General features: G+C 57.1%; 12 protein-coding genes. 10 read left to right on the top strand and 2 right to left on the bottom strand.

Features of this window, described 5'->3' with window-relative positions; translation table 11 throughout:
• The first annotated feature begins 98 nt into the window (after positions 1-98).
• Positions 99-3,044, top strand: a complete 2,946-nt coding sequence (rapA, locus tag V8L70_RS08005) for an RNA polymerase-associated protein RapA (RefSeq protein WP_101147133.1) — start codon at positions 99-101, stop codon at positions 3,042-3,044.
• An 18-nt stretch (positions 3,045-3,062) separates the two neighbouring features.
• Here rapA and V8L70_RS08010 read toward each other — a convergent pair whose 3' ends face one another.
• The gene (locus tag V8L70_RS08010; protein WP_101147134.1) at positions 3,063-3,965 is read right to left on the bottom strand and encodes a TIGR01777 family oxidoreductase; all 903 of its coding nucleotides are present in this window, start codon (positions 3,963-3,965) and stop codon (positions 3,063-3,065) included.
• Positions 3,966-4,111: 146 nt separating this feature from the next.
• Here V8L70_RS08010 and V8L70_RS08015 point away from each other — a divergent pair, with 146 nt between their 5' ends.
• The 9 genes from V8L70_RS08015 to V8L70_RS08055 all read left to right on the top strand — a co-directional run bounded on the left by V8L70_RS08015 (position 4,112) and on the right by V8L70_RS08055 (position 13,033).
• Positions 4,112-5,161: an NAD(P)/FAD-dependent oxidoreductase gene (locus tag V8L70_RS08015; RefSeq protein WP_101147135.1), complete on the top strand. Its 1,050-nt coding sequence runs from the start codon at positions 4,112-4,114 to the stop codon at positions 5,159-5,161.
• 240 nt (positions 5,162-5,401) lie between these two features.
• Positions 5,402-6,322 carry a MerR family transcriptional regulator gene (locus tag V8L70_RS08020; RefSeq protein WP_008959195.1) on the top strand — a complete coding sequence of 307 codons (921 nt, stop codon included), beginning with the start codon at positions 5,402-5,404 and terminating at the stop codon, positions 6,320-6,322.
• An 84-nt stretch (positions 6,323-6,406) separates the two neighbouring features.
• A complete protein-coding gene (phrB, locus tag V8L70_RS08025) occupies positions 6,407-7,819 on the top strand; it encodes a deoxyribodipyrimidine photo-lyase (protein ID WP_101147136.1) in 1,413 nt (470 codons plus the stop codon).
• A gap of 60 nt (positions 7,820-7,879) precedes the next feature.
• The gene (locus V8L70_RS08030; RefSeq protein WP_101147137.1) at positions 7,880-8,311 is read left to right on the top strand and encodes a nuclear transport factor 2 family protein; all 432 of its coding nucleotides are present in this window, start codon (positions 7,880-7,882) and stop codon (positions 8,309-8,311) included.
• A 36-nt stretch (positions 8,312-8,347) separates the two neighbouring features.
• Complete coding sequence (locus V8L70_RS08035) at positions 8,348-9,133, top strand: SDR family NAD(P)-dependent oxidoreductase (protein WP_101147138.1); 786 nt, start codon at positions 8,348-8,350, stop codon at positions 9,131-9,133.
• Positions 9,130-10,509: an NAD(P)/FAD-dependent oxidoreductase gene (locus tag V8L70_RS08040; RefSeq protein WP_101147139.1), complete on the top strand. Its 1,380-nt coding sequence runs from the start codon at positions 9,130-9,132 to the stop codon at positions 10,507-10,509. Before V8L70_RS08035 ends, V8L70_RS08040 begins: the two co-directional genes overlap by 4 nt.
• Positions 10,506-11,273 (top strand): DUF1365 domain-containing protein, encoded by a 768-nt coding sequence (locus V8L70_RS08045; protein WP_101147140.1) that lies wholly within the window; start codon positions 10,506-10,508, stop codon positions 11,271-11,273. Before V8L70_RS08040 ends, V8L70_RS08045 begins: the two co-directional genes overlap by 4 nt.
• On the top strand, positions 11,270-12,538 hold the full coding sequence (locus V8L70_RS08050; protein WP_101147141.1) for an SAM-dependent methyltransferase: 1,269 nt from the start codon (positions 11,270-11,272) through the stop codon (positions 12,536-12,538). The genes V8L70_RS08045 and V8L70_RS08050 overlap by 4 nt, the downstream gene beginning before the upstream one ends.
• Complete coding sequence (locus tag V8L70_RS08055; RefSeq protein ID WP_101147142.1) at positions 12,539-13,033, top strand: DUF2878 domain-containing protein; 495 nt, start codon at positions 12,539-12,541, stop codon at positions 13,031-13,033.
• Here the strand turns inward: V8L70_RS08055 and V8L70_RS08060 are convergent.
• On the bottom strand, positions 13,030-14,871 hold the full coding sequence (locus tag V8L70_RS08060) for a putative bifunctional diguanylate cyclase/phosphodiesterase (RefSeq protein ID WP_101147143.1): 1,842 nt from the start codon (positions 14,869-14,871) through the stop codon (positions 13,030-13,032). The genes V8L70_RS08055 and V8L70_RS08060 overlap by 4 nt on opposite strands.
• Positions 14,872-15,041 lie beyond the last annotated feature (170 nt).

Raw genomic sequence — 15,041 nt, forward strand, 5'->3', positions numbered from 1 at the left:
AATCCCCCCGCTGCTTTGCGTTAGAATCCCCCGCCCTGTTGCCGCCGGTGCTCCCCCCGGCGGCAGTCGACCCGTTTTGCAGACTCCTCCGAGGCATCATGAGCGATTTTTCTCCCGGCCAACGCTGGATTAGCGACGGTGAAGCTGAGCTTGGGCTCGGCACCGTGCTTAACTGCGACGCCCGTAGCGTTACCATTTTGTTCAGTGCCAGTCAGGAAACCCGTACCTACAATACCCGCCAAGCCCCGCTCACCCGCGTTATGTTCGGCAGCGGCGACCGCGTGCTCTCCGCCGACGGCTGGCAGATGGTGGTTGATGACAGCAAAGAGTCCGGTGGCCTGATTACCTATATCGGTGAAGACAGCGATGGCAACCTGCGCGAACTGCCCGAAGCCAAGCTCGCTGATACCATGCAGTTCGACCAGGCCCGTGACCGCCTGCTAACCGGCCAGGTCGATCGCAACGACTGGTTTGATTTGCGCTTTCGTACCCTGCACCACTATCAGCGTATTGAGCAGCACAGCGCGCTGGGCTTTTCCGGGCCGCGTATCGACCTGATTCCTCACCAGCTCTATATTGCCAATGAAGTCGCCAACCGCCATGCGCCCCGCGTGCTGCTGGCGGACGAAGTGGGCTTGGGTAAAACCATCGAAGCCGGCCTGATTCTGCACCGCCTGCTGCTCAATGGCCGCGTTGAACGCGCGCTGATTCTGGTACCCGACAGCCTCACGCATCAGTGGCTGGTCGAGCTACTGCGCCGCTTTTCGCTCAACGTCACGCTGTTAGATGAAACCCAAAGCCAAGCCCACGGCAGCTACAACCCTTTTGAGAGCGCGCAGCTGGTGCTAGCCAGCCAGGGCTGGCTGTTCGCCAACCCGCAACGCCAGGAGCAGGCGTTGGCCAGCCAGTTCGACCTGCTGATCGTCGACGAAGCGCACCATCTCGACTGGAGTGAAGAGGGCAGCGGGCCCGGCTACCGGTGCATCGAACAGCTCTCGGCGGTGATTCCCGGCCTGCTCCTGCTCACCGCTACTCCGGAACAGATGGGCATCAAGAGCCACTTTGCCCGCCTACGGTTGCTAGATAGCGAGCGCTACCATGACCTGGAGCGCTTCAAAGCCGAAGAGAGTCACTACACCGAGGTCGCACGCGCCATCGATGCCTTGGAGGCACTGCCCGGCAACCCTGATGCGAGTGCTCACGTCTCTGCAGTAGCCGATGACCGCGACAGCCAGGCGCTGCTGGCCACGCTATGTAACGAGGAGGCTAGCCAAGCGCAGCAGGACGCCGCTCGCACCCAGCTCAGTGAAGCGCTGCTGGATCGCCACGGCACGGGGCGCGTGATGTTCCGCAACAGCCGCCGCCACGTAGGCGGCTTCCCGGAACGGCGCTTAAACCTAGCGCCGTTAGCATTGCCTTCGGCCTACCGTCGTGTTGTGCGCCGTCTAGAGCGCGACGAGGATTATCTTGATGAGCTGCTGATCGAGACCGGCATGGATCATCCGGACGTGCTGATCTATCCCGATGCGGCCTACCGCGAGCTCAGCAATGATCCGCTCAACGGCGAAGACTGGTGGCACATCGACCCGCGCGTCAACTGGCTGCTGGAAAAGCTCAGCGACGACAGCGAGAGCGGCTTCGCCAACGAAAAAGTCTTGGTCATTGCCCACCACCGTGAAACCGCCGAAGGGCTTGCCGAAGGACTGCGGGTGCTGGGCGGCTACCATGCGCCGGTCTTCCACGAAGACCTCTCTTTAATCGAGCGTGACCGCGCAGCGGCAGCGTTTGCCGATGAGGATGAGGGCGTGCAGGTGCTAGTCTGCTCGGAAATTGGCTCAGAGGGGCGCAACTTCCAGTTCTGCCGCCACTTGGTCATGTTCGATATGCCTCAGCACCCCGATCAGTTGGAACAGCGCATTGGCCGCCTGGATCGCATCGGCCAACGCCACGCTATTGAGCTACACATTCCTACTTTTGAGGGCAGCCCCGGCGAGCGTCTGCTGCGCTGGTATAACGAAGGTATGGATGCGTTCAGCGCCCCGCATGGGGTCGGCAACGATCTATTTGATGCCTTTGGTGACGCCCTGGCTGACGCCCTGCTGGACGATGAAGCGCTTGATGAGATTATCGCCGAAACCCGCACGATGTTTAGCGCCAAACTGGCGGAGCACGATGCGGGCCGTAACCGGCTACTGGAACTCAACGCCTGCCGCCCTGCCCGCGCTCAGCAGGTCATCGACGCCGTGCGTGAACTTGACGAAGACGCCGCCCTGCCGCGCTACCTTGAACGGGCACTGGATATTTTTGGCGTGGAGAGTCAGGAAATCGGCAAGGGCTTGATGCACCTGCAGCCCAGCCAACATATGCTGGATGGCCTGCCGGGCCTGGTTAAAGGCGAAGAGGGCTTTACCGCCACCTACAGCCGCGCCCAGGCGCTAGCCCGCGACGATGTGCAGCGGCTCTCTTGGGAACACCCACTACTGCGGGAAATGATGGGCCGCGTGCTGGATGGCACCATGGGCAACTCGGCGCTGGCGCTGCTGCGCCACGACGCCATTCCCAGCGGTCGATTGATGGCCGAACTGGTGTTCCGCACCCACTGCCCGGCGCCCAAGAAGCTGCATCTTAACCGCTTCCTGCCGCCCACCGCGGTGCGCCTGCTGCTGGATGAATCCGGCGCCAACCTGACCAGCAAGATCTCCTTCACCGGTTTGGGCAAGAACCTGCAGAAGGTGAATAAATCCCTGGCGCGCGATCTGATCAAGAGCCGCCATGACCAACTGCGTGAACTGCTCACTCAGGGGGAAGGCGAAGCCGAGCGCCAGCTGCCCAGCATTGTCGAAAATGCTGAAGCGCGCATGCGTGCACAGTTGGATGCCGAGATTGCCCGTTTGACCGCGCTGGCCGAGCACAACCCGGCGGTGCGCGGCGCTGAAATCGACGCGCTGAAAGATGAGCGTAAGGCGCTCAGCGAAGCGATTGAAAATACCCGCCTACGTCTGGATTCCGTGCGGGTAATTATCACCGTTGACGCCGATCGTTAATCGCCAAGCGAATGCTTCCTAAAGGATCGCCTCAAGCGCCTTGTCCAATGTGGGATATTGGAAAGTAAACCCTGCCGCTTCAAGGCGCACGGGGCGCATATCCGCCCCGGTCAGCAATAGCCGAGACATTTCCCCCAGTCCCGCCTTCAAGACAAACGCGGGTACGGGGAAAATGGCCGGTCGATTGAGATGTTTGGCCAGGGTTTTGGTAAAGGTGGCGTTGGTGACCGGGTGCGGCGCGCTGCTGTTAAAGGGGCCGCTCAAGGTATCGTGATTGATGAGAAACAAAATCGCCGCGACTAAATCATCACGGTGAATCCACGGCATGAATTGCTCACCGCTGCCAAAGCGGCCACCTAACCCTAGCTTAAACGGCGGCAGCATTTTCTGCAGGCTGCCGCCGCCTGCATCTAGCACCAATCCCGTACGCAAAATCGCTAAACGCACCCCCATCGCCTCAATCGGCTGGGCGGCTGCCTCCCACTGTTTGCACAGACGATGGGCAAACTCATCATTAGGGATTGTCTCTTCGGTCACTACGCGCTTGCCCTGATCGCCGTAATAGCCCATTGCTGAACCCGATACCATTACCTTCGGCAATGGCTGACCATTAGCCTTTAACTGTTCACACAACGCGACCAATTGCTCAGTTGACGCTACACGAGAATTTATCAGCTTGGCTTTCTGCTCATCGCTCCAGCGCTTACCGGCAATAGACTCTCCAGCCAGGTTAATTAGCGCGTCCGGTGGCGACTCAATAAACGCCTGGGCGCTGTCACGAATATCACAGCCGCTAGGCAAGCGATCGCGTACTTGATGAGGGTGACGGGAAACCACCTGCACCTCGTGGCCCTGCTCTATCAGTTTTTGGCATAGCCGCTGGCCGACAAACCCACTGCCTCCGGTCACTAATACGCGCATGGAATTACTCCTGTTGGTGCCACCGTTCGTTGTCAGCTTGGCGAAATGAATCAATCGACGACCAAATTGTACGACATCTATACACAACTGCTACAGTAAGCTTTCAGTTCTATTCATACGACATCTAAACAACGCTGCGAGGAACCATGGCGATACTGCCTCTAAGTGCTCAACAATCGGTCGCCATCATTGGTGCAGGCATCGCAGGGCTTGCCTGTGGGCAGGTACTCGCCAATAGCGGCGCTAGCGTTACGCTGTTTGATAAAGCCCAAGGCCCTGGCGGGCGCATGTCGAGTAAGCGCAGACCCAGCGCGACGCTGGATCTAGGCGCTCAGGCTTTCAGCGTGCGCGACGCAGACTTTCAGCGCGCAGTTGATACATGGCTATCCATTGGCTGCATCGCTTCCTGGCCCACCGCTACCTATCAGGCTAGCCCAAATGGCTGGCAGGCGCATAACGATGGGCAAAAGCGCTACGCCGGTGCTCCTCGAATGAGTGCCTTGACGCGTCATTTGGCCGACTCGCTAACGGCGCTACCTCAGGCAGCACTGCATACAGGCACTTCCATCACGTCACTCAAACGCACGCAAAAAGGGTGGCAGTTGGTAGCGGCGGGCGGCATGACCCATGGGCCTTATGATCAGGTAGTGATTAGCGCACCACCGCCCCAGGCCCATGCACTGCTGGCAATGTGGGACGACGATTTGGCCACCGCTTGCCAAACGCGAAAGCAACGCGCCTGCTGGGCGGGATGGGCGATTTTTGACGGACCGCTTCCCGCCATAGCCGGTGTTGACCCAGACTGGCAGATGGCGCGGGTTGCCCACCCTGCCCTGCATATTGTGTCACGTAACCAAACAAAACCAGGACGCGCTGCTCAATCTGAAAGCCTTAGCCTGCTGGCTCAACTCGACTGGAGCGAAGCACATTTGGAGCAGCCTGCCAGTGAGGTGGCTAACCAACTTCTTACTGCTCTAAAAAGTTTTTTTCCCGTCTCAGCAACGCTACCCGACCTGATTGAAACAGGCGCGCACCGGTGGCGCTATGCACAACCAGCGGCCGCTTGTGAACACACATACTTATACAGTGGAAACGGTTTGGCCTTGTGCGGCGATAACTTTTGCGACGGCCGCGTAGAAGATGCCTGGCTATCAGGCCACCGCTTAGGGAAAGCGCTAATAGGCCGGTCGGTCTAATTATATAAAATATTATACGGGCTAAGAGGGATTCTTATAAAGGTTGTACCGAGTAGCGACAAGTTGTACAAATGAGCATACAGTAACGTACTAATGTTCAGATCTTTGATTAGGCAGTCTCTACATGGAACACGCTTCACCTTCGCCGCGGCGAATAATGTCCGGCCCTTACAGCGCGGCGCTGCAGTTAACTAGCTTGCGGTTCACTAGATTGCAGTTAACGAAGAGGTACTGGCGCACATGAGTCTTAAGGCGACCCATCCCCCCGATACGCCCCTCTATCCGATACGCGAAGTGTCTCGCTTGACGGGCGTAAACTCGGTCACCCTTCGCGCTTGGGAACGACGCTACGGGCTAATTCGCCCCCAGCGCACCCCCAAAGGGCATCGCCTTTACGCTCAAGACGACATCACACGCATCGAACGTATCTTGCAGTGGCTCAATCGTGGTGTGCCGGTCAGTCAAGTCGCCGACTTGCTTGACCAGCCAGAAACAATTGAGACGCCTACCCCTGATGCCGGCGATTGGGCTAGCCAACGCCTGCAGCTGCAAGCCATCATCGAAGCGTTAGACCTGCCCAAGCTAGAGGCTTTTTATTACCAGAGCTTAGCGCTCTACCCGCTGAGCATTGCCATTAACGAGCTTTGGCAGCCGGTTGTTTTAAGCTTAGAGGCGAAATGGGCCATTCAAGCAGATCAGTTAGTACGCCGCACCTTGGAAGCATTTTTGCGCAGCCAAGTGGGCATCCGCTTACATTATGCTAACCAGGCTACCCGGGGCCCGCTGATTTTGCTCAATGCCATGCCCGATGACCCTGGCCCGCTCTGGGTGTTGATGTCGGCATTGATGGCCAGCGAGCAAGGCTACCGAGTACAGATGCTTGACCACTCGCTGCCACTGGAGGATCTCCCTCAGGCAGTCGCGCGGCTACACTCGTCGATGGTCCTGCTGTCTAGCGGCCAGCGCGAAAGTGACAGCTATATTCGCCAAGCGCTGCCTAAAGCCGCCGAGACGCTTAATGTGCCCATCGGCGTGTGTGGTGAAGTGGCGCGCCTGCGCGAAGCCGATCTGCGCGATAGCCCGGTTCACATGCTAGGCGATGACCTGCCTCAGGCGATTGCTCGCTTGCGTCCTCTCTTACGCGAGTCAGGCGTACTGTAACCAACACGCTCTTACCCTGGCCGTTCGCTCTCTGGCGACCGGCCATTTTTTTGTGCCGCAGGAGCCCCTATGACAGGAAAGCCTATGAAACGTCAATTGGTTTGGCTGCGCAGCGACTTGCGTATTGATGACAACACTGCCCTGGCTGCCGCAGCGGCCAAAGGGCCTGTCATCGCGGTTTTTTTGCGCAGTATTCCCCAGTGGCAAGAGCACGGGCACGGTGCCAACAAGCTGGACTTTTGGGCGCGCGGTGTCGCCGCCGTTAAAACAGCCCTTAACGGATTGAATATTCCGCTGCTTCATCGCGATATTGACCACTATAACCAAGCGCCAGACGTACTGCTTGAGATCGCTCGGGAACATGATGTTGAGCAGTTGCACTTCAACTGCGAGTACGCCCTCAATGAGCGTCGCCGCGACCAAGCCGTACAAGATGCCTTTAAAAAAGCTGAGAGAACCGCCCATGGTTATCACGATGCCGTGGCATTTTCCCCTGGCAGCCTGTTAACCGGAAAAGGCGACTTTTACGGTGTTTTTACCCCCTTTTCCAAAGCGTGGCACAAGCAGGTCACCGCCGACCAGTTAGCGCTGCGCGAGTCACCACCGGTGCAAACAGCACTGGTTATTAAAAGTGATCCGCTGCCTGCGCTACCGACCCTTGACAGCACACCGATTGAAGAGCGCCTGTGGCCTGCCGGTGAACGGCCCGCGGCGGATAACTTGGCGCGTTTCCTGCGCTTTCGTGGCCGCCACTATAAAGACCAGCGCGACCTGCCCAAGGTACGTGGTACCAGCGAACTCTCGCCCTATCTGGCACTAGGCATGATCTCCCATCGCCAGTGCTTGCAAGCCGTAATGACCGAGAATGGCGGTCATCTTGGCGATGGCGATATTGGCCTGACGACCTGGGTTAATGAACTGATCTGGCGCGAATTTTATCAGCATGTCGCGGTAGGGTTTCCGGAGGTGTGCCGCTATCAACCCTTCCAGGCACACACCAAGCAGTTGCAGTGGCGCGACGATGATGAAGGCTTTCAAGCCTGGTGCGAAGGGCGCACCGGCTACCCTATCGTCGATGCGGCCATGCGCCAGTTAGTCGCCACCGGCTGGATGCATAACCGGCTGCGCATGATCACGGCGATGTTTTTAAGCAAACATCTCCTAATTGACTGGCGACGCGGTGAAACCTTTTTTATGCGCCACTTGGTGGATGGCGAATTCTGCGCCAACAACGGCGGTTGGCAGTGGGCGGCCTCGACGGGTACCGATGCCGCGCCCTACTTCCGCATTTTTAATCCCACCACCCAATCCACCCGTTTTGATGCTGACGGTGAGTTTATTGCCCACTGGCTGCCTGAGCTTGCTGACCTGCCCGCCAAAGCGCGCCATGCGCCGCCTCAAGACCTACTCACCGATGTGCAGTACCCAGCGCCGATCGTTGATCACAAAGCGGCACGTCAACGTGCGCTGGACGCGTTTAAATCACTCACTAAATAATCGCTTCTGTCCCCGCTTCCTTAAGCCATTATAGTTATAAAGCTAATCAAGGAGACCGTCATGGCTGAGCCTGCGGCGCTGGAGGCGTTCTGCGCCTTTTTCAAAAAACTGGACAATACCTGTACAGAAAAGCTATACGAGGTATATACTGAAAATATAATTTTTAGTGACCCGCTGCACCATATTGAAGGTCGCGAAGCGTTAGCGCGTTATTTTTCAGCCATGTATGAAAATGTCGAGCAGTGCCACTTCACTTACCACACTCGGCAGTTGCAAGGGCAGCAAGCGTTTGTAACCTGGACCATGACGTTTATGCATCCCCGATTGGCAGGTGGCCAGGCTGTCAAGGTCGAAGGCTGTAGCGCACTCACCTTTGCCGCCGATGGGCGCGTTGAGCGTCATCGCGATTATTTTGATGCTGGCGCCATGCTTTACGAACATTTACCGCTGATGGGAAGCGCCATTCGCTGGTTAAAAAAACGCCTTGCCTAAGCAGTAACATCACGGCGGGGCGCACGAGGAGGCTTAATGAGTACATGGGAAACGCCCCAACGTATTTGGTTAACCGGTGCCACGTCCGGCATTGGTGAAGCGCTTGCCCGTAAATTCATCGCCCAAGGCCACCAGGTGGTACTCAGTGCCCGCAACGCGGAGTCACTTGAAGCGCTGTGCCAAGGCCACCCCAATGCCCATCCGCTCCCGCTAGATGTTAGTGACCGCCAAGCCGTGCTTAACGCTGGCGAGACCATTGCCGAGCGCCTGGGGGCATTAGATTTAGCGTTATTCAATGCTGGTACTTGCGAATACCTGAACGCTCAACAGTTCGATATGGATTTAGTCGAGCGCGTTTTTAAGCCTAACTTATTTGGCACTTTGTACGGTGTCGAAGCCGCTCTGCCGCTGCTGCGGGCAGCACGGCAGCAGGGTCTGCCCGCCCGACTAGCGGCCACCTCCAGCGCCTCGGCCTATTTACCGCTACCCCGCGCAGAAGCCTATGGCGCTTCTAAAGCCGCCGTCAGCTACTTCCTGGAATCGCTGCGCTTGGATCTCGATCAGGAAGGCATTGATGTCAGCCTTATCCACCCCGGCTTTGTGAAAACGCCACTCACCGAGCGAAACGACTTCCCGACGCCCATGCAGGTCACCGCCGAGCAAGCGGCCGATGCCATTATCGCAGGCCTGGTAAAGGGTCGACTGGATATCCATTTTCCACGCCGGTTCACCTATCTGGTCAAATTGCTGGGCATTTTGCCTCCTGCCTTGCGCCGTCAGATAGGCCTGCGCATGACCCGCGCCCAAAAGGAATCGTCATGAGTACCGTGGTATCAAATAGTGCTGGGGCATCTCAGCGTATTGCCATTGTCGGCAGCGGTATCAGCGGCATGGCCGCTGGCTGGTACCTTTCCGCTCAGCATGAAGTCACGCTGTTCGAGGCGGATTCGCGGCTTGGGGGCCATACCGCCACGATGGACGTGGACGTAAAAGGGCAGACGTATGCGATCGACACCGGCTTTATTGTCTTTAACGACTGGACCTATCCGCACTTTCAGCGCTTGATGGCAACCCTGGGCGTTGCCTCACAAGCCACTGAGATGAGTTTCTCGGTGCATGAAACGGCAAGGGACTTTGAGTACAACGGGCACACGTTAGGATCGATGTTTGCCCAACGACGCAATTTATTTAACCCCTCTTTTTATCGCCTGCTGCGCGATATCCTACGTTTTAACAAGCAGGCCACTAAAGCGCTTGATCGCAACGAGTTCCCCGAACAGATGACCCTAGGGGAATACCTGGATCGCCACCACTACAACCGCGATTTCCAGCAGCGTTACTTACTGCCCATGGGAGCCGCCATTTGGTCGGCCAGCATCAGCGATTTACGCGCCTTTCCGGTGGCATTTTTTGTACGTTTTTTCCGCAATCACGGCCTGTTATCGGTTAATCACCGCCCCCAGTGGTACACCCTTATGGGCGGTTCGAAAAGCTATATCCCTAACCTAACAGCCCCCTACGCGTCGCGCATTCACCTCAATACGCCGGTAACCAAGATTACCCGCGAACGCTCTGGAGAGCGTGCTGGCGTTACGATTACCACTCCCGCTGGCAGCCAACACTTTGACCAAGTGGTGCTCGCCTGCCACGCCGACCAAGCCTTGGCGATGCTGGGTGACGCCAGTGCAGACGAGAAAGCAGTGCTCGGCGCCATGCCGTATCAGGATAACGAGGTGGTGCTGCATACCGACACCTCCCTGCTACCGCGGCGCAAACGTGCCTGGGCGAGCTGGAACTACCGGCTGGATCAGCGCGATAGCGAAGCACGGGTATCGGTCACTTACGACATGAATATTCTTCAGCGGATAGACAGTGACACCACGTTTTGCGTGACCCTGAACGACAGCGCCAGCATTGATACCGATAAAGTGCTGGGACGTTATACCTACGCGCACCCGCAGTTTACCTTGGCTGGCCAGGCGGCGCAGGCGCGCCACGCTGAGATATCGTCGACGGCGCATCGTACGCATTTTTGCGGTGCCTATTGGCGCAACGGTTTCCACGAAGACGGGGTGTGGAGCGCCCTGCGCGTCGCCCAGGCCTTGGGCTGTGACGAAGCTGCCCTGCCTCCCGCGGAACCTCTGGCGCTGCCTGCTCATGAGCTGCTGACACCGCAAGGTGTCGAGGGACTGGGATGATTGCCGCACCACGTTCGCGTATCTATCGTGGCACCCTGAGCCACCGCCGCTTCACGCCCAAGCCCCACGCATTCAGCTATCAGGTATGGATGGCGTGGTTGGATCTGGACGAGCTACCTGAACTGTTCGACAAGGTGCCCGGCTTTAGCGCCCGCAGGCCTGCCCTGGCGCGTTTCCGGCGGGAGGATTACCTAGGCCCGGTGGATCGCCCGCTTAAAACCGCCGTGCGCGAAGAGCTCGTTCGTCAATTAGGCAGCGCCCCCACGGGGCGGATTTGCGTGCTTACTCAACTGCGCACGCTGGGCTGCATGTTTAATCCTATCTCCGTTTACTACGCCTACGACCATTTGGGTAGATTGGCAGCCGTATTGAGCGAAGTCACCAATATGCCTTGGCGTGAGCGTACCCGTTACGCCAGCGCGGTGGACCCTTCACGTCACAGCCACCAGGCCCGTTTCGACAAAGATCTCCACGTTTCGCCTTTCAATCCCATGGATATGACCTATCGATGGAAATTTAACGCCCCCGGCGAAACGCTCTTTTTGCATATGGAGAACTGGCGGGAACAGCAGTGCCATTTTGATGCCACCCTGACTCTGAACGCCTCCCCCGCTACTCGTGGCGCGCTGATAAAAGCCTTGGCGCGCCAGCCATGGATGAGCCTGAAAACCGTCGCGGGCATTCATTTTGAAGCGTTACGCCTGTGGCTGAAGCGCGTCCCCGTTTATAACCACCCCAAGCAGCGCAAGGAGACTTCAAAGTGACGACCCTGCGTTCTACGCCGCCAAATATTCAACCTGTTGCGCAAGACCGCTTAACCAAGTGGCTGAAACCGCGCCTAGTGGCCCAACTGGATACCTTTCACGGTGGTCGTATTACCCTCATTGAAGGTGACCAGTGCCACCACTTAGGCCAGGGAGGACCGTTGCAGGTAACCGTGGTAATCCGCCACTCACGCGCCTGGAAGCGGCTGGCCTTCGGCGGTACCGTCGGCGCTGCCGAATCTTATATGGATGCTGATTGGGACGCCGACGACCTGGTCGCCCTGGTCCGCCTGTTTGCCGCCAACCTGGAACAGGTTAATACCAAAATGGAGAACGGCAGTGCCCGCATTGCCCGTTGGTTATTGGGTGCCGCCTACCGTTTTCAGCGCAACAGCCTAAGCGGCTCCAAACGCAACATTGCAGCCCACTACGATATTGGTAACGACCTGTTTTCAACGTTTTTGGATCGCCTCCACTGGATGTACTCCAGCGCCGTTTTCCCCTACCCGGAAGCTAGTCTGGAAGAGGCCTCAACCTACAAACTGGATTTGATGCTTGAAAAGCTTGATGTCCGGCCAGAGCATCACCTGTTAGAAATTGGCACCGGTTGGGGTGGTCTGGCGATTCACGCGGCGAAAACCCGCGGCTGCCATGTCACCACTACGACCATTTCCGATGAACAGCACGCTCATACTGCTCAACGGATTAAGGAAGAGGGGCTGGAAGACAGGATTACCCTGCTCAAACAGGATTACCGTGAATTAACAGGTCGTTATGACCGGCTTATTTCGGTCGAAATGATCGAGGCGGTGGGGCACCAGTATCTTGATACCTACCTCAATAAACTCGACAGCCTGTTAACCGACGACGGGCAAGCCATGCTGCAAGCCATCACCATCCGCGACCAGCGCTTTGAAGACGCTAAGCGCGACATGGATTTTATCAAGCGCTACATTTTCCCCGGCGGTTTTCTACCCTCGCACCATGCCATGTTAAGCAGCGTAATGCGCAAAACGTCTCTAAACGTGGTCGCGTTGGATGAAATAGGCCCGCACTATGCCCGCACTCTGCGTGAGTGGCGCCACCGCTTTGAAGCCAGCCTGGAACAGGTACGCACGCTGGGGTATGACGATCGTTTTATCCGTATGTGGCGCTACTATTTATGCTACTGCGAAGGCGGCTTCATCGAGCGCTCTATCGGCACCTGCCACCTGCTGCTGGCTAAACCAGCGGCGAAACCCATACCGCTCACCGGTGCGCTCTAAATGGCATCACGCAAGTGGCATGCACTGCTGTTCAATGCCCTGCGTTTTGAAGCTGGCTGGCTGCTATGCGTAGCAGGTGGTTCAAGCGTTGCCGCACTGGCGGGCGGAGGCTTGCTAGCCTGGCACCTATGGCGCTGCGCGCTGCCAGGAGAGTGGCGGTTCATCGCGGGATTTGCACTGCTCGGCTTGATGGTCGATGGCAGCTTAAACCTGCTGGGAGGCTTTGATTTTAACGATCAGGCACTGGTGCTGGGGTTATTACCCCTTTGGCTATGGATGCTCTGGCCGCTGTTTGCCACGCTGGTCTATCACTCGCTGGCGTGGCTGTGGCGTTATCCGCTACTAGCCGCGCTGTGTGGCGCTGTTAGCGGCCCGCTCTCGTATTACGGCGGCGCGCTACTCGCGGAGGTGACGCTTGCCCCTTGGCTGCTGCCAGCCCAGGCGCTGATATGGGCATCACTGTGTGTAGGCATTAGCCGTTTTTATATGCGTTAAGAAGCGGCAGAGGCAGTGGCTGGCTCAGGCAGCAAACGCATTTCCAATTCCGCGGCGGGTAGCGGTCTGGCAAAGTAGAAACCTTGTACGGACGTACACCCGGCATCTACCAAAAACTGACACTGCTCTTTGGTTTCAACGCCTTCGGCAATCACTCCTAGCCCCATGCCTTCCGCCATCGCTAAGACCGCCTTCACGATCGAGGCATCCGCTTGATCATGTGGCAACTCTTTAATGAATGCCCGGTCGAGCTTAATTTTGTCTACCGGCAAACGCTTCAAATAACCAAGCGACGAATAGCCTGTCCCAAAGTCATCAATGGCAATCGCAAAGCCTTGGTCGCGCAGCGCCTGAAGGCGTGGCCCCATATCGCCAGCGCGTTCGTCAAGCAGTACCGACTCGGTCAGCTCTAAACCAATTTGTGAAGGTTTTAACTGATAACGCTTTAGGCAGGTCGTCAACTGGCTTTCCAGGTCGCCTTGAAAGAGCTGCAGTGCCGAAATATTGACCCATATCGTCATTTTTGGCATGGCGCTATTACGCCAGTGCGCCTGTTGGGCACAGGCCTTTTCGATCACCCAGGTACCCAGCTGGCTCATTAAACCGTGCCGCTCGGCCAACGGAATAAAGTCGCCGGGGGAAATCATGCCATCCTTGGGATGGCGCCAGCGCAGCAGTGCCTCCATACCCACCAGCTCGCCGCTAGCAGGCTCATGCTGGGTTTGATAATGCAGTTCCAACTGGTCACCGGAAATAAGCGCAGCGCGTAAATCATTGACCAGCGCCAGTTGAGGATTATCCTGCTTATCCAGCGCCGGGCGAAAGCGCTGGCTTAAGTTACGCCCCAGTCGTTTAGCGCTGTAAAGCGCCGACTCTAAGCGCTGGAAGAGCACGCCTGAGTCGTTACCATCCTCGGGCACTCGGCAACTACCGATCGACAGTCCTAAGCGCAGCGATTGGTCGTTAATTTCAAATGGCCGACTCATATGCTCACGCAGGGTGGCAACCCACTGGTCATGATCGTCAAAAGTGGTGGTGCGGATCACCATAAACTCATCGCCGCCCAAACGACCTACAATACTGCCCGCCACATAGCTGGTTAAACGTTGACCAAAGCGCGCTAACAAGCGGTCACCCTGCTCCACCCCCAAACTATCATTGACGGATTTCAGCCCATCAATATCGACCAGCGCCATATCCAAGCTCTCTCCAGCGCGCAGATGGCGCAGCCGGGAAGCCAGCAGATCGTGAAGGCGACGACGATTGGGTAGCCCTGTGAGCGGATCTTCATAGCCGATACGGCGCAAATCACGCTCGCGGGCTTTTTGTGCCGAAATATCGGTAAACAGATTAATAAAATGAGTGATGTTGCCGCGGTTGTCGGTCACGGCGCGTACTTTTAACCACTCAGGATACTCATCGCCGTGCTTACGGCGGCTCCACATTTCACCTTCCCAGCGGCCGGTACTTTTCAGCGTGCTCCAAAACGTTTGATAAAAGTTTTTATCGTGCCGTGGCGCTGCCAGCGTCTCCAGTTTCAGCCCCTGAATCTCTTGGCTCGAGTAACCGGTCACTTCGGTGAAGGCGGGATTAACCACGATGGCGCGATTTTGCGCATCGGTAATCACCATGGCATCGCTGGTGAGCCCTAATGTATCTTGGGACAGACGCAGGCGTAGCCGCTGTTGACGCACTTGGTTCCAGGCATCCCATAGCCCTAACGTAACCAATGTCGCGGCAACTAGGCGCAGCGTCGCATCGGGTATCCAAACACAGGCAGGGAGCGCCGTCAGCGCGACCCAAACTAACGGACGATTGAGAGAAACAGGAAGCCACATGGCAATTCGCTATACCCTATACAAATTAATCTAGATAAAAAATTTAGCGCTAGCCCGGATTTCTCACAGGGTATAAAAGAAAGCGGCTGAAAGTGCTATGATTTCAAGAACCTAACCAATCCATCAAGCACCAACAGCCGCTTCCAAAATGGTACCTGAAAAGCTGACCT

The organism is Vreelandella arctica, from assembly GCF_037070215.1.
GTDB lineage: Bacteria > Pseudomonadota > Gammaproteobacteria > Pseudomonadales > Halomonadaceae > Vreelandella > Vreelandella arctica.

Excerpts from the sequence above, each read along its gene's own strand:
- V8L70_RS08060 (WP_101147143.1), bottom strand. The coding sequence starts at position 14,871 with ATGTGGCTTCCTGTTTCTCTCAATCGTCCGTTAGTTTGGGTCGCGCTG.
- rapA (WP_101147133.1), top strand. The coding sequence starts at position 99 with ATGAGCGATTTTTCTCCCGGCCAACGCTGGATTAGCGACGGTGAAGCT.
- phrB (WP_101147136.1), top strand. The coding sequence starts at position 6,407 with ATGAAACGTCAATTGGTTTGGCTGCGCAGCGACTTGCGTATTGATGAC.
- V8L70_RS08015 (WP_101147135.1), top strand. The coding sequence starts at position 4,112 with ATGGCGATACTGCCTCTAAGTGCTCAACAATCGGTCGCCATCATTGGT.
- V8L70_RS08045 (WP_101147140.1), top strand. The coding sequence starts at position 10,506 with ATGATTGCCGCACCACGTTCGCGTATCTATCGTGGCACCCTGAGCCAC.
- V8L70_RS08055 (WP_101147142.1), top strand. The coding sequence starts at position 12,539 with ATGGCATCACGCAAGTGGCATGCACTGCTGTTCAATGCCCTGCGTTTT.
- V8L70_RS08030 (WP_101147137.1), top strand. The coding sequence starts at position 7,880 with ATGGCTGAGCCTGCGGCGCTGGAGGCGTTCTGCGCCTTTTTCAAAAAA.
- V8L70_RS08020 (WP_008959195.1), top strand. The coding sequence starts at position 5,402 with ATGAGTCTTAAGGCGACCCATCCCCCCGATACGCCCCTCTATCCGATA.
- V8L70_RS08035 (WP_101147138.1), top strand. The coding sequence starts at position 8,348 with ATGAGTACATGGGAAACGCCCCAACGTATTTGGTTAACCGGTGCCACG.
- V8L70_RS08040 (WP_101147139.1), top strand. The coding sequence starts at position 9,130 with ATGAGTACCGTGGTATCAAATAGTGCTGGGGCATCTCAGCGTATTGCC.
- V8L70_RS08010 (WP_101147134.1), bottom strand. The coding sequence starts at position 3,965 with ATGCGCGTATTAGTGACCGGAGGCAGTGGGTTTGTCGGCCAGCGGCTA.